The organism is Enterobacter cloacae complex sp. IR5401, from assembly GCF_049238425.1.
Lineage (GTDB): Bacteria > Pseudomonadota > Gammaproteobacteria > Enterobacterales > Enterobacteriaceae > Enterobacter > Enterobacter hormaechei_C.
This window is the reverse complement of the sequence record NZ_JBMKHN010000016.1, coordinates 1-16550: the sequence shown is the minus strand read 5'-3', so window position 1 is coordinate 16550 and position 16550 is coordinate 1. Positions and strand designations below refer to the sequence as shown.

Genomic DNA, 16550 nt, shown 5'->3' with positions numbered 1-16550 from the left:
TTGGCCTCTTAATTCTGTAATACCGAGGACACCAGCAGTTGGGTGTACGGATGATGGGGATCGTCGAGCACGCGGTCGGTCAGCCCACTTTCCACCACCTGACCCTGCTTCATCACCAGCAAGCGGTCCGCCAGCAGGCGCGCAACGCCTAAATCGTGGGTGACAATCACTACCGCCAGGTTCAGCTCCACCACCAGGCCGCGCAGCAGATCCAGCAGGCGCGCCTGCACGGAGACGTCCAGCCCACCGGTCGGTTCATCCATAAACACCAGCTTCGGATGGGTGACGAGATTGCGGGCAATCTGTAAACGCTGCTGCATGCCGCCGGAGAAGGTTGTCGGCAGGTCGTCGATGCGCGAGGCGGGGATTTCAACCTCTTCCAGCCAGTGCTGCGCCGTGGCGCGGATGTTGCCGTAGTGGCGCGCGCCGGTGGCCATCAGCCGTTCGCCGATGTTGCCCCCCGCCGAGACCTGGCGGCGCAGGCCATCCATCGGGTGCTGGTGCACCACGCCCCACTCGGTGCGCAGCAGGCGGCGGCGCTCGGCTTCGCTCATGCCATACAGCGACACGCCCTCATACAAAATGTCGCCATTCTGCGGCGTCAGGCGCGCGGAGATGGACTTCAGCAGGGTGGTTTTACCGGAGCCGGACTCGCCGACAATGCCCAGCACTTCGCCCGGCCACAGCTCAAACGACACGTCGCTAAAGCCTTTGCCCGGTGCATAAAGGTGAGTCAGGTTATTAACCGAAAGCAGCGGTTTCATTGGCTGTTCGCCTCGCTCTGTTGGCGGCAGTAATCGGTGTCGGAGCAGACAAACATCCGTTTGCCCGTGTCGTCCAGCACCACTTCATCCAGATAGCTATGCTTCGAACCGCAGATGGCGCACGGCTCGTCCCACTCCTGCACCGTAAACGGGTGATCGTCAAAATCCAGGCTCTCCACACGGGTGTACGGCGGTACGGCGTAGATGCGTTTTTCCCGTCCGGCACCAAAAAGTTGCAGGGCGGGCATCATGTCCATCTTCGGGTTATCGAATTTCGGGATCGGCGACGGGTCCATCACGTAGCGGCCGTTCACCTTCACCGGATAGGCGTAGGTGGTGGCGATATGGCCGAAGCGGGCGATGTCCTCATACAGTTTGACCTGCATGATCCCGTACTCTTCCAGGGCGTGCATGGTGCGGGTTTCGGTTTCCCGCGGCTCGATAAAACGCAGCGGCTCCGGGATCGGCACCTGGAAAATCAAAATCTGATCTTCAGTCAGCGGGGTCTCCGGAATGCGGTGACGGGTCTGGATCAGCGTCGCGTCTTCGGTTTTTTCAGTGGTGTTGACGCCCGTTACGCGCTTAAAGAAGTTGCGGATCGACACGGCGTTGGTGGTGTCGTCTGCCCCCTGGTCGATGACCTTCAGCACGTCCGCTTCGCCGATCACGCTGGCGGTGATCTGAATACCGCCGGTGCCCCAGCCGTAGGGCATCGGCATTTCGCGGCCGCCGAACGGCACCTGGTAGCCGGGGATCGCCACAGCCTTAAGGATGGCGCGGCGGATCATGCGTTTAGTTTGCTCGTCCAGATAGGCAAAGTTGTAGCCGCTTAAGTTAGCCATTGGCGCGCTCCCGTTGCAGGCGTTTCAGCAGTTCCAGTTCGGCCTGGAAATCGACGTAGTGCGGCAGCTTGAGGTGCGAGACAAAGCCGGCGGCCTCAACGTTATCCGCGTGGGCCAGCACGAACTCTTCGTCCTGTGCCGGGCCTGCAATATGCTCGCCGTAGTCCGGCGCCTGGAGCGCACGGTCAACCAGCGCCATCGCCATCGCCTTGCGCTCGCTCAGGCCATACACCAGCCCGTAGCCGCGGGTAAAATGCGGATCTTCATTCTCTGGCGCGACAAAACCGTTGACCATTTCGCACTCGGTCATCAGCAGTTCGCCGATGTTCACCGCAAAACCCAGCTCTTCCGGCACAATTTCGACATCGAGATAACCGCTGCGGATCTCTGCCGCGAACGGGTGGTTGCGCCCGTAGCCGCGCTGCGTGGAGTAGGCCAGCGCCAGCAGATACCCTTCATCGCCGCGCATCAGCTGTTGCAGGCGGGACGAGCGCGAACAGGGATAGACCGGCGGCGTGCGAGTGATGTCATCCGGTGTGCTGCCGGTGTCTTCTTCCGCCTTCGCCAGCCCCTGGTTTGCCAGCAGGCTAAAGACGTGCGGGGAGGCGTCTTGTTCAGCGTCAGAGACGCTGAGCTGCGGTGTTTCACCGTTCGCCAGTAGACTGAAGTCCAGCAGGCGATGGGTGTAGTCGTAGGTCGGACCAAGCAGCTGGCCGCCAGGAATATCTTTGTACACCGCAGAAATACGGCGCTCTAAACGCATTTCCGCCGTTTTCACCGGCTCGCTTACCGCCAGCTTCGCAAGCGTAGTGCGGTAAGCGCGCAGCAGGAAAATGGCTTCCACGTTATCGCCGCTGGCCTGTTTCAGCGCCAGCGCCGCCAGCTCGCGGTCTGCGATGCCGCCTTCGGTCATCACGCGGTCGACGGCCAGGTTTAACTGCTGTTCAATCTGGGCGACGCTCAGCTCGGGTAAGGCGTCATCCCCCCGGCGTCTGTGCGCCTGCAAGGCATGGGCGGCGGCGATCGCCTTCTCGCCCCCTTTGACGGCAACGTACATCAGCACACCTCCACGTGAGTGGTTCTCGGGATCGCCAGCAGGCGCTCGCCGCAGGTCAGGATCAGGTCGATACCGAGCGGGAACGGATGCGGGCGCTCGGTCAGCTCATGAATGATGCACTCCGGCAGCTGGGGGGCGACCATCCGCTCGTCGGCAATCCCTGCACCCGTCAGGCGCAGCATGCGGCCACCGCTCAGGCTGGAGACCTGCAAAATCAGCGTAGCGCTGGTTTCTGGTGCGACGGCGCTGCCTTCGCTCAGGGCGTTAAGCTGTTCGTGGCTGATTTGCTCGTCGGCCACGGCGAAGACCGCCTGCTGGGGCTGCTCGACCAGCGGCGCGTTGGTGTGAAAGCGCAGGTTCTGGCTGGCGATATCGTTCAGCAATGCGCCTGACAGCCATACCGGGGTGTCGTTGTCCGCCAGGGTCAGCAGCACGCTGGTCGAGGCGAGGTTCAGCGGCAGCCAGCCCTGGGAGAGCTGGTGCAGCGAGACAATGACGCCCGGCTCGCTCATGGCTTTCAGCAGGCGACGGAAACTCTGTTGGGCATCCTGGACGGCCAGGGTAAAAGCAGGTTGAAGCGTCATGCGTTGTCTCCGCGAACGAGCGTAAAGAAGTCGACCCGGCTGGTATTCACTTCGGCCTGACGCGCGGCAAGGCGTGCGGCGCGGTCGGCTTCCAGCGGGGCAATAAGGGTTTCCATTAACGTCTGAAAATGCGGCTGTTCCTGTAAAAGCGCGTCGATCGCTGCGCAGCGCTCGGCGTGCGTTTTGTCGCGCCCAAGTACGTAGCCGTAGCCCAGCGTGCCGCTTTTCAGGCGGATCACCGCGCGGGTGAGGGTGGCATCGCCGGCGAAGAAGCGCTCGCCGGTGCCGCCCATGCGTGCCTGGATCTGCACCAGGCCGATCTCCGGCGCGCGGATCGTGTCGTAATCCGGCGTCAGGCCGAGCGCGTTCATGCGGGCAGCCAGCGCAGCAGGCTGGCTGTGGGCCAGCACGCGCATCCAGCGCTGACGAGTGGAGGTGTCGAAGTGCATTCAGTGCTCCATGGTAAATTCAATCATGTCGGCGCGGGTCAGGCTGACGGAGTATTCCGTTGCGTTGACGTCGCCGTCACGGTGGTTGAGGGTGCGCACGCAGAGCAGCGGGGCCATGTTGGGGATCTCCAGCACCTTGCTCTCTTTCGCCTGCGCGCGGCGGGCGCTGATGCGCGTCTGGGTGCGTTTGAGCACGATACCCGTCGCGTCCTGAAGAAAATCATGCAGGGAACCGCTGGCGAAATGTTGCAGAACGGGCCAGAGGGTGAGGTCCGCGAAGTAGTGGTCGATCTGACAGACCGCCACGCCGTTCACCCGGCGCAACGTGCGCAGGTGAACGACGTTGTCGCCCTCCTGAATCCCCAGCGCGTCCGCCACGTGGCGGGAGGCCGGGCGCAGGACAGACAGCAGCTTTTCGCTGGTGGGGTGGCTGCCCTGATCGAGAAGGTTCTGGCTAAAACGCGCCTGGGCATTAAGCGGGTAGTCAAACGGACGCATCAGCACCAGCACGCCGACGCCCTGACGACGCTGGACCCAGCCGCGCTCCACCAGTTGATCGATGGCACGACGCAGGGTGTGACGATTCACTTCGTAGCGGTCGGCAAGCTGCTGCTCGGCAGGCAGGTAGTCTCCGCAGCGATAGTGCGTGCGCAGCTCCACTTCGAGCTTTGCCGCAATCTCTTGCCAGCGGGTGGGGTAACTGGTCGGATGTCTGGATAAGTGCATACCAATCAAAGCCTCGCTTCTCAGATGAAGTGCTTACGCAAACGTTGAGAGAGGAAATCCAGCAGGCTGACGGTGACGATGATGAGCACCATCAGGGCGCAGGTTTGCTGGAACTGGAAACCACGAATCGCTTCCCACAGGGTGACGCCAATGCCGCCTGCGCCCACCATGCCGACCACGGTGGCGGAGCGAACGTTGGACTCGAAGCGGTACAGGGAATAGGAGATGAGCAACGGCATCACCTGCGGCAGGACGCCGTACAGGATCTCTTCGATTTTGTTCGCTCCGGTTGCCCGGATGCCTTCCACCGGGCCGGGCTCGATGGCTTCAACCGCTTCGGAGAGCAGCTTGGAGAGCACGCCGGTGGTGTGGATGAACAGCGCCATCACGCCCGCGAACGGACCCAGGCCGACGGCGACCACGAATAGCATCGCAAAGACCATTTCGTTGATGGCGCGACAGGCGTCCATCAGGCGGCGCATCGGCTGGTAAACCCACCATGGCACGATGTTTTCGGCGCTCATCAGGCCAAATGGAATGGAGAGGATCACGGCGAGGGCGGTGCCCCAGACGGCAATTTGCAGGGTGATCGCCATTTCACCGAGGTAGTCCTGCCACTGGCTGAAGTCCGGTGGGAAGAAGTCGGCGGCGAAGGTCGCCATGTTGCCTGAGTCCCTGAAGAGCAGCAGCGGATCCATCTCCGCGCCCTTCCAGGAGATAACGAGCACCGCCAGCAGAACAGCCCAGCTTATGAGCGAGAACCAGCTGCGTTTTGGCGGCGGGAGGGTGATGGTTTGCATGTTGGCTCCTTTGGGTTTAGTCCCCTCTCCCTTGAGGGAGAGGGAGAAAGGCGTTACTGCACCGCTTTATTCACGCTGGTCATGGCGCCGAGCGCGGCGGTCAGGCGGTCGAGATCGTCCAGCTGCGCCTGAATTTCCGACACTTTGCTGGTCTTCTCTTCGTCCTTCAGGCCTTTGTTGTCCTTCACGCCCTGCATCTGCTTGAACAGCGCCAGCTGGCGAATCGGCACCAGTTGCAAATCGCTGGACGCGCGGAACGGTGCCCAGCCCAGACGTGCCAGAACCGCTTTCTCTTCCGGCGTTTTGCCGTAGTTCATAAAGAAGTCGTAGACCTTGTCCTTGGTGTTCTCGGAGAGGTTTTTGCGCCACACGATCGGGTCGCCCGGAATCAGCGGTGATTTCCAGATAACCTTGATTTCCTTCAGCTTGTCCGGCGCGGAGGTCTTCAGCTTGTCGAGGTTTTCAGTGTTGTTGGTAGCAACGTCAACCTGCTTATTCGCCACGGCCAGGGCATTGGTTTCGTGGCTGGCGTTGACCGTGCGCTTAAAGTCGCTGGCGGAGACGTTGTTTTTCGCGAAGACGTAGTAGCCAGGGACGAGGAAGCCGGAGGTAGAGTTCGGGTCGCCGTTACCAAAGGTCAGCTCTTTGCGTTTGGCGAGCATGTCGTTGAGGTTGTTGATCGGGCTGTCTTTGTTAACAATCAGCACGCTCCAGTAGCCCGGAGAGCCGTCTGCCGCAACGGTCTGGGCGAACACCTGGCCGTTCGCGCGATCTACCGCTTCCATAGCAGAGAGGTTGCCATACCAGGCGATGTCGACTTTGTTGAAGCGCATTCCCTGAATGATGCCCGCGTAATCCGGGGCGAAGAACGCGTTCACTTTGATCCCCAGTTTGGTTTCCATATCTTTCAGGAACGGTTCCCACTGGGGTTTCAGGTTTTGCTGTGATTCTGTCGAAATGATGCCAAAGTTCAGTGCTTTTTCCTGCTCCTCGGCGTGGGCCGGGCTTAACAGGGTGCTGATGCTGAACATGCTGGTGAAGGCCAGCGCGGCAACCGTTTTATAGCTCATTTCCATTCCTCGTTATGGGTCGTTATGCAGCCTGCGCGCGCTCTTCGACGCGGTTTACGCTGCGGTAGAGATGGTCAAAACGTTCGTTATCAAACTGGTGGCTTGCGCCATCAAAGAACACATGTCCCTGACGCAGGGCGACGATGCGCTCGCAGTAGCGCAGGGCGTAATCCACCTGATGCAGCGTCACCACCACGGTGATGCCGTCGTTCTGATTGATGTCGCGCAGGGTTTCCATCACGATGCGGGCGGACTCCGGATCCAGCGAGGCGATAGGTTCATCGGCCAGGATAATTTTGGCTTTCTGCATCAGGGCGCGGGCAATGGCGACGCGCTGCTGCTGTCCGCCGGAGAGCGTGGAGACGCGCTGGTGGGCGAAATGCGCCATGCCGACGCGGGTCAGCGCCTGTAAGGCTTCTTGCTTCTGGGATGGGGAGAACCAGCGCAGGCAGGTGCGCCAGAACGGGGTGCTGCCGAGCGCGCCAATCAGCACGTTCTCGAGCACGGTCAGGCGGTTCACCAGGTTGAACTGCTGAAAGATATAGCCCGTCTGAGCGCGGCTTTTGCGAATATCGCTCGCCAGACGCCCCGCATGTTGCACGGTGTTCCCCAGCAGTTCGACGCGGCTTTCCGGCGTTTTGTCACAGGTAATCAGGCCGCTCAAGTGACGAAGAAGGGTGGATTTACCTGAACCAGACGGCCCCAACAGCGCCACCATTTCGCCCTGCTGGACGGTCAGATCAACGGCATGCAGCGCCTTGTTGTGATGGAAGGTTTTGCTCAGTTTCTCGACGCGAATGACAGTTTGCATGTGCCCGGCCTCACGATAAATGTGGCCTCATGCTGGCGCATCAATATGACATTCAGGTTAAGTGTTGGTTGCGGGAGTTTGAAGAGTTGAGGGGAGTTTGATGACAATCACCCTAGGCCCGGCCAGCGCAGCGCCACCGGGCGCTGTTGCCGGATGCGCTGCGCTTATGCGGCCTACGATTTAACGACGTTAATCATCCACGGCACGCCGTATTTATCGGTGACTTTCCCGAATCCGTGCGCCCAGAAAGTCTCCTGCCAGGCCATTTCGACATTGCCGCCATCAGAGAGGTTGTCGAACCAGCGTTTGCCTTCATCCACGTCCTGCGTGTCGAGCACCAGCGTAAATCCGGCGTACTGCGTGCTGCTACCGGGTGGCAGACCATCGCTCATCATGATATCGCTTCCGGCAATGCGGACATTAGAGTGGGCGATGGCGGTATCCGGGAAGTTCATGCCTGACGGACAGCCTTCTTCGCTGTTTTCGTCTTTGGGCATTTCGCCGAAGGTGATTTTGTAGAGGAGTTCTGCGCCGACGGCCTGCTGATAGAAGGCGGCCGCCTCCGCACAGTTGCCGGCGAAAGAGATGTAGGGACTTAACGGCATAATCTTTACCTCACGTAAGAAAAGCCCGTTAAGTGTAGTTCCCGAACGCCCGGTAAGCGAAGCGTCACCGGGCGGGACAATCAGTTCTTTTTCACGAACTCAGATTTCAGTTTCATCGGACCGAAGCCGTCAATTTTGCAGTCAATATTATGATCGCCTTCAACCAGACGGATATTTTTAACTTTAGTGCCGATCTTCAGCATGGAGGAGCTGCCTTTTACCTTAAGATCTTTCACAACGGTAACGCTGTCGCCGTCTGCCAGCAGGTTGCCATTCGCGTCTTTCACGATCAGCGCATCGCTGTCCTGCGCAGGCTCCGCATCGTTCCATTCATGGGCGCATTCCGGGCAAACGAACATGCCATTGTCTTCATAGGTGTATTCAGAATTGCATTTCGGGCAGTGTGGAAGTTGCATGTGGGTATCCTCAAAAGTGTTAACACGCTGGAAAACGCCAGCTAAATGACGGCAGTGTGCCGAAAAAGGCAGCGAGTATAACGCAAATCCCCACTTTTGTCGGTGATATTGTTTTATAAAAATAGCGCATAAATGCGCAAGCGATGACACGAACTGTCAGTGAATTAAGGGAAGCGTATGCCCTGAACGGCAGAGATCGTAATCATGCTAAATGTATCGAATATTTTATTACAGCAAATTGCTACGCTGTGCCATTTCGGATAAGGTGAAGGAACAAGCCGTTATTTATCTACCCTCCTCTGACGACATACATCTTTTGGCGTCAGGGAATACCTCTCTTTTTTGGTGGGTAAATAACGATGATATATCCTGATGTTTCCTGAAAATGCGTTTTGTCTATTCACTTTTGGCTTTCTGGCCAGGGGATGTTTTACACGTATTACGAGGGTGGGTTTTAAATTCTCATTATCTTCAGTTAGTTGTATTAAATGAACATGTTTTCCATACGAGATCATATAAGCCTGAAAAGTATAATTAAAACATCGTGGCTTAATAAAAGTAATAAATTTGCGTTAAGGGAAGGCTTTTATCATGCACACACAGACCATATTTGAATTAAGCCAGGAAGCTGAACGTTTGTTACAGCTCGCTCTGAACAATCTTGATTCATTAAAATCTATGCCGATTGCAAAACTGGATAGCACAACCGCTGCCATGAGCGGCGTTAATAACAACGTTTTGCCATTGCATTTTAGCGCACGAGGTGTCGACGCTCAGCAGGCGATGCTGAATAATGAATTACGCAAAATAACCCGCCTCGAAATGGTACTGGCGATTGTGGGTACCATGAAAGCGGGAAAATCGACCACCATTAATGCGATTGTGGGCACGGAAGTGCTGCCGAACCGCAATCGTCCGATGACGGCGCTTCCCACGCTGATCCGCCATACGCCGGGCCAGAAGGAGCCGGTGCTGCATTTTTTGCACGTTTCGCCCATCGATACCCTGATTACCCAGTTGCAGAAAAAACTGTGCGATAAAGATCGCGGCAAGCTGGCGCGGCGTCTGGAAATCGACAAGGACATGAATACGCTGCTGGAGCGCATAGAAAGAGGTGAGGCGTTTGAAAAACATCACCTGGGCGCGGAGCCCATCTTTCATTGTCTGAAAAGCCTGAACGATCTGGTGCGGCTTTCTCAGGCGCTGGGCGTGGAGTTTCCGTTCTCTGAGTATGCCGCGATTGAACATATTCCGGTGATTGAGGTGGAGTTTGTGCATCTCGCCGGTCTGGATGCGCACCTGGGGCAACTGACGCTGCTCGACACGCCGGGGCCGAACGAGGCCGGTCAGCCGCACCTGCAAAAAATGCTCAATGAGCAGTTGGCGCGCGCCTCCGCCGTTCTGGCGGTGATGGACTACACCCAGCTTAAATCCATTTCTGATGCTGAGGTTCGTCAGGCAATTTCGGCTGCCGGGAAATCCGTGCCGCTTTACGCCCTGGTCAACAAATTCGATCAGAAAGATCGTAATAGCGACGATGAAGAGCAGGTGCGGGCGATGATTTCCGGCACGCTGATGAAAGGGAATATTTCTCCGGGGCAAATTTATCCGGTCTCTTCCATGTGGGCCTATCTGGCAAACCGCGCCCGCTATGAGATGAACGTCCATGGGCGCCTTCCCGATCATCAGGATCAGCGTTGGGTACAGGATTTTGCCGAGGCCGCGCTGGGCCGCCGCTGGCGAACGGCCGACCTGGACGATATTGGCCATATTCGCCATGCGGCGGATCTGCTGTGGGAGGATTCGCTGTTCGAACAGCCCATCCGCAAACTGATTTACGCGGCTTACGCCAACGCCTCACTGTTCGCTTTACGGTCGGCATCGCATAAGCTGCTGAACTATGCGCAAAATGCCAGAGAATACCTGGACTTTCGCCATCAGGGACTGACGGTCGCTTTTGATGAGCTGGAGCTGAATATTGCGCGCCTGGAAGAGGATATGACGATGCTGCGTCAGCGGCAGAGCGTGGTGAGCGATGAGGTCCAGCATGAAGTTGAAGAGGCGCTCAACGCAACGGATGCTTTTCTGCTTCGCCAGAAAGATGAACTTCACCAGGCGCTGGGCGACATTTTTAGCCGCCCGTCTATTCTTGACTTAGCAGGCCGCGAGCCATCCAGTTTGCGTGAAGACGACGCGGATGCGATCCAGCAGCTGGTGCTTGACGATGAAGGGCATGCGCAGATTGTCCTGAGCAAGATCCGATCGTCATGCGAGCAGATTATGCTGAATGCGCAGAGCAGAATTGGCCGGGAGCTGGCGTTACGCTTCGATCAGCTGGAGTCTACGCTCGCCCGATCGTTGAATGAGGCGATGCGACCCATCGAGACGCGAATTAAGGAACAGCTCAGTCATGCCGGATTTCGGGCGCGGATTAGCTTCCCGGCGTTTCAGGCAAACCAGCTTAATTTCAATACGCGCGGGTTATTTAATGATGCCATTGTGCAGGACACCCCTCCCGCCAGTCAGCCAGCAGGGGCAGGCAGCGTACGTAATACCGTCTCGCGCTGGCTCAATAATCCCGGCTGGGGCTGGGAGGAGTATGTCGTGACGCGCACACGCTATGTCATCGACATCGCTCAGCTTCATGGCAAATTTACGCAACATACCGATCAGTTTTGCGATCAAATTCGTAAAGCTTTGGCCGCGCAGGTCGATGTCTCTGTTACGGCAGGTATGGCAACGTTCTTTGCAGAGTTTTCGTTGTGCCTGACTGGGTTACAGGAAAGCTTGCGTGATAGCCTTGCCGTTCGGCAGCAGAATGAGCATTCAACCCGGGCGCTTAGCCAGTTGTTGAAGCAAAGTATGACCACTGCGGCGTGGATTCAGGAAGATACCCGACTGTTACGCGATGATATTCAAACCTTATTCGCGGCAGAGCAACCATGACAACACAGCTACTGGACGGTCCCGGGCGGACGCTGGAGTGTATTCATCCAAAATTTATGGTCGATTTGGTCCAGGGGGCGGATGCTGCACGTCACGCCCTCCTGGGGCCACAGCAACTACAATTTCGTGAGCGTTTGACGCAGGAGATCATTACGCAGACCCGGCTGCGGCCGTGGGCAATGGCGGGAATGCTCAACGAAAATGCAGCACTGCGGCTGGGTCTGGCGGAGAAACTTGCCGGTATGCTCGACCCCGGACACCTTGCGCTGACCCGTATGTCCGACAGGCTGGTAGCCCTGCGCCAGCAGGTGAATCCACGCCTCCCTCAACCTCCCGGATTGTTGCAACAGTACGAGGAGCTCTCCGCACATTTCAACCAGCGTGCCGCCTATAAAGAGAAAGCGCTCGCGCAGCGCGGTCTTACGGTTCAGGCGGGTGAGCACAGCGAGCAAATTTTTACCCGCTGGCGAGCCGGGCAGTATGACGGCTGGTCGCTGGCTGGCCGCTGCTTTATCGTGCTGGAAGAGTTGCGCTGGGGGGCGTTTGGCGATGCCTGTCGTCTGGCGAATAGTGATGTGGCGGCCATGCTGAAAGATAACCTGCGCAGCATGGCCGCAAATTATCTGGCACAGGAGATTAATGCTTCTCCCACCACCCGGCATTTTTACCATCAGTGGCTGACGACGCCCGCTTCTCCCAGTCTGATTGATTATAAAGATATGCTGGGCTGGCTGGGGGACTGGTGTCAGGCGGAAAAACATCCGGTGAGCTGGTCAGTGACGCAGAGCTGGCAAACGGTCGCGCTGGGGATGCCAAGACTCTGTTCGGCAAAACGGCTTGTGGATGGCATGGTGGAAGAGATATTTGGTACGTGATTGCCCCCCCTCTTTTTAAAGAGGGGGGCGAAAGGGTTAGTGGTGCATTTCTACCGCTTCATGTTCTGTCCGGGACTCAGGCACATGCCCAAAGCGTCTGGCGTACAGTGCCGTGATGATAGGGACCAGAATTGCCGTCACAATCACGCTGGCGGCAACCAGAGCCGTGGCGGAAGCGGCTACGGGTTCAAAGGCCGGGTTAATCTGGGCGATAATCACCGGGTTGGCTACCGCAGCGCCTGCGGCCGAAGAGGCGGCCACACCCGCGGTTCCGTTGCCGCCCCCGATGACGCGGTCTGCAATAATCAGCGGAATACCCGTGATGACGATGACGGCAACACCCAGCACAATACCCAGCAGGCCGGTTTCCAGAATTACGTTCAGGTTGATGGTATTGCCCAACGCGAAGCCGAAGAACGGGATCAGTACCGGGGTGGCTTTGCTGAAGAAATCGCGCAGATCGTGATCGAGGTTACCCAGCGCAAAACCAATCAGGAACGGCAGGATCGCCCCGACAAAATGGTGTAGTTCAAAGGAGGCAAGGCCAGCAGAACCCAGAATCAACATCGTCATCAGTGGACCCGACTCCAGGGACATCAGCACGAACGCGCCCGATTCTTCTTTGGTGCCATATTGATTCATCAGGCTGGCATAGAGACCGCCGTTGGTCATATCCATTGCTGAGACAATGGCCAGAACGGATAATCCGGCGAAGAAGCCAGTCTGAATTCCATTCTCCGGAATGAACATCGCACAGATCATGGCAACAACCCAGGCGACCGCAATTTTAGTAATGACCAACGTCCCTGATTTACGTAATACCGTACCTGTTGCACGCAAGTTAATAGATGCGCCGATGCAAAAGAACCAGACTGCCAGAATCGGTACCGTTCCGGTGATCATACCTTTTGTAAAACCGCCAAAATAAGCACCGGTATTCGGGGCCAGCGTATTTAATATCGCGCCAAGTACCAGCGGGACCAGCATCATCCCGCCCGGGATGCGTTCTATAGTTGCTTTAATCTTCATCATTAACCCTCACATCTCGCCCGCGTGGCTGGCGGAAATCTCAAAAATAGATCAACAAATTCAAATGATTGCCTTTTTGGAGGCCAATCGATTCGTTACTTATGCTGTAAAGTGAAATTAAGGCGTTCAGTATTCCTTCATTTGAAAGCCGCTGAGATATCGTGTTCGGATTTATCATGCGATCTTTGGAATTGCGATTCAATCAAAACGAAACGCTGTTTTAGTTATCTCCGTCACATATTGAATGGAAACAGGATTGCCCACGATTAATAATTAAATTTTGTGTAAATTCGCTGTGAAGAAATGTGATTGTATTTTGTTTGGGAATGAATAATAACGGGCGTTAAGATCTGTTTGATAAGGGGGTTGAGAATGACCTTACTTATCGTGAATTGACAAAAGCTGAAGGCATCTTACGAACAGGAAAAATATATGTGAAGTTGATCACATATATAAACGCTGGTAGGGTAAAAAGGTCTTTAACTGCCCAGACAGGCGTCAACAGGTTCGGTTGTATTGAGGTAAAACGTCAATGTAAGTAAACCTGCTACGCTTGAATAAGGAGATTCGCATGGAGCGGATCTCTGGTTCACAGCTTGCAAAATGCGCTGTGAAACGGACGGGGCTGAGTCTACGAGGAAAGCTATGCTTAGAAGGAAAAAAGTAAAACCCATCACGCTGCGCGATGTCACCATTATTGATGACGCGAAACTGCGCAAAGCGATTACAGCGGCCTCGCTCGGTAATGCGATGGAGTGGTTCGATTTTGGTGTTTACGGCTTTGTGGCCTATGCACTTGGTAAAGTGTTCTTCCCCGGTGCCGATCCCAGCTTGCAGATGATTGCCGCGCTGGGTACGTTCTCCGTTCCCTTCCTGATTCGCCCTCTTGGTGGTCTTTTCTTCGGCATGCTGGGTGATAAATATGGTCGCCAGAAAATCCTGGCTATTACCATTGTCATCATGTCGATAAGTACATTCTGTATCGGCCTTATTCCGTCGTATGCGACTATTGGTATATGGGCGCCGATTCTGCTGTTGATCTGTAAGATGGCGCAGGGCTTCTCCGTTGGCGGCGAATATACCGGTGCATCGATTTTTGTCGCCGAATATTCTCCGGACCGTAAACGCGGCTTTATGGGCAGCTGGCTGGACTTTGGTTCGATTGCCGGATTCGTCATGGGCGCGGGGGTTGTCGTTCTGATCTCAACCGTAGTGGGTGAAGAGAACTTCCTTGACTGGGGCTGGCGTATTCCGTTCTTCCTGGCGCTGCCGCTGGGCATCATTGGGCTTTACCTGCGTCACGCCCTGGAAGAGACGCCTGCGTTCCAGCAGCACGTTGAAAAGCTGGAGCAGGGTGACCGTGAAGGGTTACAGGATGGCCCGAAAGTGTCGTTCAAGGAGATTGCGACCAAACACTGGCGCAGCCTGCTGACCTGTATTGGTCTGGTGATTTCCACCAACGTCACCTATTACATGCTGCTGACCTACATGCCGAGCTACCTGTCGCATAACCTGCACTACTCGGAAGACCACGGTGTGCTGATTATTATCGCCATCATGGTAGGTATGCTGTTTGTGCAGCCGATTATGGGTCTGTTGAGCGACCGCTTTGGCCGTAAGCCATTCATTATTCTCGGCAGCGTCGCCTTGTTCGCACTGGCAATTCCGGCCTTTATTCTGATTAACAGCAATGTGCTGGGGCTGATTTTCGCCGGTCTGCTGATGCTGGCAGTGATCCTTAACTGCTTCATCGGGGTGATGGCTTCTACGCTGCCGGCAATGTTCCCGACGCATATTCGCTACAGTGCGCTGGCGGCAGCCTTTAATATCTCCGTTCTGATTGCGGGCCTGACGCCGACACTTGCTGCTTCACTGGTGGAGAGCACGCAAAACCTGATGATGCCTGCTTACTATCTGATGGTCATTGCGGTGGTCGGCCTGATTACCGGTATTACCATGAAGGAGACGGCGAATCGTCCCCTGAAAGGGGCAACGCCTGCGGCGTCTGATATTCAGGAAGCGAAAGAGATCCTGCGTGAGCACTACGATAATGTAGAGCAGAAGATTGAAGATATTGACGCAGAGATCGAGGCGCTCCAGAAAAAACGTTCTCGCCTGGTTGACCAGCATCCGAGAATTAACGAGTGATAAAAAAACCCGCCGCTGGCGGGTTTTCTTTTATTAGCATCCTGCGGCGATGTAGTCGCCGCCAGCGCTGACGGGGATCACCGTCAGGAACAGGACCGTCGCGAACAGTATCAGAACAACCCCTCCGGCAATTTTGACCATCGGCATTATCCAGTTCAGGGACGTGCCGCCACCAAACCAGGCTACTGTGCGTTCACGTGCGTAACGTACTGCCAGCGACAGCCCCATAATCGACAGCGCCGTGCCCAGCGACATTGTCATCACAGCAGCAATCCCCCAGCTAATAATGCCGAGCGCATTCGAGAACATCAGGATCATAATTGCCCCGCTGCACGGGCGTGCGCCTATGGCCAGCACCACGCCCAGACGGGTTTTCCAGTCGCTTTTAGCCAGATCCACCCCTACGCCGTGATGGCCGCAGCCACAATGTTCATTATGCTGGTGAAGCGGCTTGATGGCGCTAATCGCCATTTTGCGCGGACGCAGGCTGCTGAGCGCCTGATAAATGATAAATGCACCGAAGGCGGCAATCACTAGGGCGCTGATTTTCTCGACGTACCAACGGCTGGTGCTGATATCCCCTGACGCGAAGTTCAATCCAACCGCCAGGATAAAGACAAAGGCGATTGCGCTGACGCCCTGCATCAGGCTACCGATAAACGGTACGACGCGCGCCGCGAGCTGGCTCTCTTTATTGGTGGTGAGATACGTGGTGACGATGAATTTGCCGTGTCCCGGTCCAACGGCATGGAGTACACCATAAAGAAACGCACCGGTTAACAACCACAGCCCACCGCTGTACTGATGATTATTAAGTTGCAGCAAATACATCACCAGATAACGGTGCAGGGTGATCTGGGTGGCGAGGCACCACTGAATAAAAGCATTCCAGTGCCCATGCAGTGCAAAACCTGCCATAAGTAACACCAGCACGGCGAGCCCGGCGGTTGGGAGACGCCAGTCACGTTGAAGTCGTTGTGTCGTCATGAGGTTGACCCGCGAGAGAAATATTTGCCGCTAGTATAGTGTTCAAATCGCTGGATCACACCGGGATCGTCAATGGATTGTGGATAAGTCTGTGCGTAAAAAGGTATAAGGCGGGGTTTTGCTGGGGAATACAGCAATCAGTCATTTTTTTGCAACTTTTCTGTTGCGGTCGCTCGGGAACTCCCTATAATGCGCCTCCATCGACACGGCGGATGTGAATCACTTCACAAACAACCCGGTCGGTTGAAGAGAAAAAATCCTGAAAATCAGGGTTGACTCTGAAAGAGGAAAGCGTAATATACGCCACCTCGCAACGGTGAGCGAAAGCCGCGTTGCACTGCTCTTTAACAATTTATCAGACAATCTGTGTGGGCACTCAAAGTGACATGGATTCTTAACGTCCTCGGACGAAAAATGAATACCAAGTCTCAACGAGTGAAC

16 protein-coding genes are annotated in these 16550 nt (G+C 56.1%); 3 read left to right on the top strand and 13 right to left on the bottom strand.

The annotated features are described in order from the left end of the window. Nucleotides 1-8 precede the first annotated feature (8 nt). The 11 genes from phnK to ACOTX1_RS19450 form a co-directional block, all read right to left on the bottom strand. Entirely contained in the window at nucleotides 9-764 is a 756-nt protein-coding gene (gene phnK / locus ACOTX1_RS19500; protein ID WP_003860225.1) for a phosphonate C-P lyase system protein PhnK, read from the bottom strand. Beyond that, on the bottom strand, nucleotides 761-1606 hold the full coding sequence (gene phnJ, locus ACOTX1_RS19495) for an alpha-D-ribose 1-methylphosphonate 5-phosphate C-P-lyase PhnJ (protein ID WP_006810438.1): 846 nt from the start codon (nucleotides 1604-1606) through the stop codon (nucleotides 761-763). Before phnJ ends, phnK begins: the two co-directional genes overlap by 4 nt. Then, nucleotides 1599-2663 carry a carbon-phosphorus lyase complex subunit PhnI gene (locus ACOTX1_RS19490; protein WP_023315237.1) on the bottom strand — a complete coding sequence of 355 codons (1065 nt, stop codon included), beginning with the start codon at nucleotides 2661-2663 and terminating at the stop codon, nucleotides 1599-1601. The genes phnJ and ACOTX1_RS19490 overlap by 8 nt, the downstream gene beginning before the upstream one ends. Continuing rightward, on the bottom strand, nucleotides 2663-3247 hold the full coding sequence (gene phnH, locus ACOTX1_RS19485) for a phosphonate C-P lyase system protein PhnH (protein ID WP_003860219.1): 585 nt from the start codon (nucleotides 3245-3247) through the stop codon (nucleotides 2663-2665). Before phnH ends, ACOTX1_RS19490 begins: the two co-directional genes overlap by 1 nt. Beyond that, nucleotides 3244-3696: a phosphonate C-P lyase system protein PhnG gene (gene phnG / locus ACOTX1_RS19480; protein ID WP_003860217.1), complete on the bottom strand. Its 453-nt coding sequence runs from the start codon at nucleotides 3694-3696 to the stop codon at nucleotides 3244-3246. The genes phnH and phnG overlap by 4 nt, the downstream gene beginning before the upstream one ends. After that, the gene (gene phnF / locus ACOTX1_RS19475) at nucleotides 3697-4422 is read right to left on the bottom strand and encodes a phosphonate metabolism transcriptional regulator PhnF (protein ID WP_003860215.1); all 726 of its coding nucleotides are present in this window, start codon (nucleotides 4420-4422) and stop codon (nucleotides 3697-3699) included. A gap of 20 nt (nucleotides 4423-4442) precedes the next feature. Then, nucleotides 4443-5222: a phosphonate ABC transporter, permease protein PhnE gene (gene phnE, locus ACOTX1_RS19470; RefSeq protein ID WP_023302942.1), complete on the bottom strand. Its 780-nt coding sequence runs from the start codon at nucleotides 5220-5222 to the stop codon at nucleotides 4443-4445. 53 nt (nucleotides 5223-5275) lie between these two features. Continuing rightward, on the bottom strand, nucleotides 5276-6292 hold the full coding sequence (phnD, locus tag ACOTX1_RS19465; protein ID WP_003860211.1) for a phosphonate ABC transporter substrate-binding protein: 1017 nt from the start codon (nucleotides 6290-6292) through the stop codon (nucleotides 5276-5278). A 22-nt stretch (nucleotides 6293-6314) separates the two neighbouring features. Further along, a complete protein-coding gene (gene phnC, locus ACOTX1_RS19460; protein ID WP_003860210.1) occupies nucleotides 6315-7103 on the bottom strand; it encodes a phosphonate ABC transporter ATP-binding protein in 789 nt (262 codons plus the stop codon). Between the two features lie 173 nt (nucleotides 7104-7276). Then, nucleotides 7277-7708: a VOC family metalloprotein YjdN gene (yjdN, locus tag ACOTX1_RS19455; RefSeq protein ID WP_023315239.1), complete on the bottom strand. Its 432-nt coding sequence runs from the start codon at nucleotides 7706-7708 to the stop codon at nucleotides 7277-7279. Nucleotides 7709-7788: 80 nt separating this feature from the next. Continuing rightward, nucleotides 7789-8124, bottom strand: coding sequence for a zinc ribbon domain-containing protein YjdM (locus ACOTX1_RS19450; protein ID WP_003860206.1), 336 nt, complete (start codon nucleotides 8122-8124; stop codon nucleotides 7789-7791). A gap of 591 nt (nucleotides 8125-8715) precedes the next feature. Here ACOTX1_RS19450 and crfC point away from each other — a divergent pair. After that, the gene (gene crfC, locus ACOTX1_RS19445) at nucleotides 8716-11070 is read left to right on the top strand and encodes a clamp-binding protein CrfC (RefSeq protein WP_023315240.1); all 2355 of its coding nucleotides are present in this window, start codon (nucleotides 8716-8718) and stop codon (nucleotides 11068-11070) included. Continuing rightward, the gene (locus ACOTX1_RS19440) at nucleotides 11067-11945 is read left to right on the top strand and encodes a diguanylate cyclase regulator RdcB family protein (RefSeq protein WP_023315241.1); all 879 of its coding nucleotides are present in this window, start codon (nucleotides 11067-11069) and stop codon (nucleotides 11943-11945) included. Before crfC ends, ACOTX1_RS19440 begins: the two co-directional genes overlap by 4 nt. Before the next feature lie 36 nt (nucleotides 11946-11981). On the opposite strand, the gene kdgT is transcribed toward ACOTX1_RS19440, so the two are convergent. Then, nucleotides 11982-12974: a 2-keto-3-deoxygluconate transporter gene (kdgT, locus tag ACOTX1_RS19435; RefSeq protein WP_003860201.1), complete on the bottom strand. Its 993-nt coding sequence runs from the start codon at nucleotides 12972-12974 to the stop codon at nucleotides 11982-11984. A gap of 645 nt (nucleotides 12975-13619) precedes the next feature. Between kdgT and proP the strand changes: the two genes are divergently transcribed. Continuing rightward, complete coding sequence (proP, locus tag ACOTX1_RS19430) at nucleotides 13620-15122, top strand: glycine betaine/L-proline transporter ProP (RefSeq protein ID WP_003860199.1); 1503 nt, start codon at nucleotides 13620-13622, stop codon at nucleotides 15120-15122. Between the two features lie 33 nt (nucleotides 15123-15155). On the opposite strand, the gene ACOTX1_RS19425 is transcribed toward proP, so the two are convergent. After that, complete coding sequence (locus tag ACOTX1_RS19425; RefSeq protein ID WP_023315242.1) at nucleotides 15156-16109, bottom strand: nickel/cobalt transporter; 954 nt, start codon at nucleotides 16107-16109, stop codon at nucleotides 15156-15158. Nucleotides 16110-16550 lie beyond the last annotated feature (441 nt).

What these genes read in the sequence shown, in the direction of transcription:
- crfC (WP_023315240.1), top strand. Translation starts at nt 8,716, where the DNA reads ATGCACACACAGACCATATTTGAATTAAGCCAGGAAGCTGAACGTTTG.
- ACOTX1_RS19450 (WP_003860206.1), bottom strand. Translation starts at nt 8,124, where the DNA reads ATGCAACTTCCACACTGCCCGAAATGCAATTCTGAATACACCTATGAA.
- yjdN (WP_023315239.1), bottom strand. Translation starts at nt 7,708, where the DNA reads ATGCCGTTAAGTCCCTACATCTCTTTCGCCGGCAACTGTGCGGAGGCG.
- proP (WP_003860199.1), top strand. Translation starts at nt 13,620, where the DNA reads ATGCTTAGAAGGAAAAAAGTAAAACCCATCACGCTGCGCGATGTCACC.
- phnH (WP_003860219.1), bottom strand. Translation starts at nt 3,247, where the DNA reads ATGACGCTTCAACCTGCTTTTACCCTGGCCGTCCAGGATGCCCAACAG.
- phnG (WP_003860217.1), bottom strand. Translation starts at nt 3,696, where the DNA reads ATGCACTTCGACACCTCCACTCGTCAGCGCTGGATGCGCGTGCTGGCC.
- phnC (WP_003860210.1), bottom strand. Translation starts at nt 7,103, where the DNA reads ATGCAAACTGTCATTCGCGTCGAGAAACTGAGCAAAACCTTCCATCAC.
- ACOTX1_RS19440 (WP_023315241.1), top strand. Translation starts at nt 11,067, where the DNA reads ATGACAACACAGCTACTGGACGGTCCCGGGCGGACGCTGGAGTGTATT.
- phnK (WP_003860225.1), bottom strand. Translation starts at nt 764, where the DNA reads ATGAAACCGCTGCTTTCGGTTAATAACCTGACTCACCTTTATGCACCG.
- ACOTX1_RS19425 (WP_023315242.1), bottom strand. Translation starts at nt 16,109, where the DNA reads ATGACGACACAACGACTTCAACGTGACTGGCGTCTCCCAACCGCCGGG.
- phnJ (WP_006810438.1), bottom strand. Translation starts at nt 1,606, where the DNA reads ATGGCTAACTTAAGCGGCTACAACTTTGCCTATCTGGACGAGCAAACT.
- ACOTX1_RS19490 (WP_023315237.1), bottom strand. Translation starts at nt 2,663, where the DNA reads ATGTACGTTGCCGTCAAAGGGGGCGAGAAGGCGATCGCCGCCGCCCAT.
- kdgT (WP_003860201.1), bottom strand. Translation starts at nt 12,974, where the DNA reads ATGAAGATTAAAGCAACTATAGAACGCATCCCGGGCGGGATGATGCTG.
- phnE (WP_023302942.1), bottom strand. Translation starts at nt 5,222, where the DNA reads ATGCAAACCATCACCCTCCCGCCGCCAAAACGCAGCTGGTTCTCGCTC.
- phnF (WP_003860215.1), bottom strand. Translation starts at nt 4,422, where the DNA reads ATGCACTTATCCAGACATCCGACCAGTTACCCCACCCGCTGGCAAGAG.
- phnD (WP_003860211.1), bottom strand. Translation starts at nt 6,292, where the DNA reads ATGAGCTATAAAACGGTTGCCGCGCTGGCCTTCACCAGCATGTTCAGC.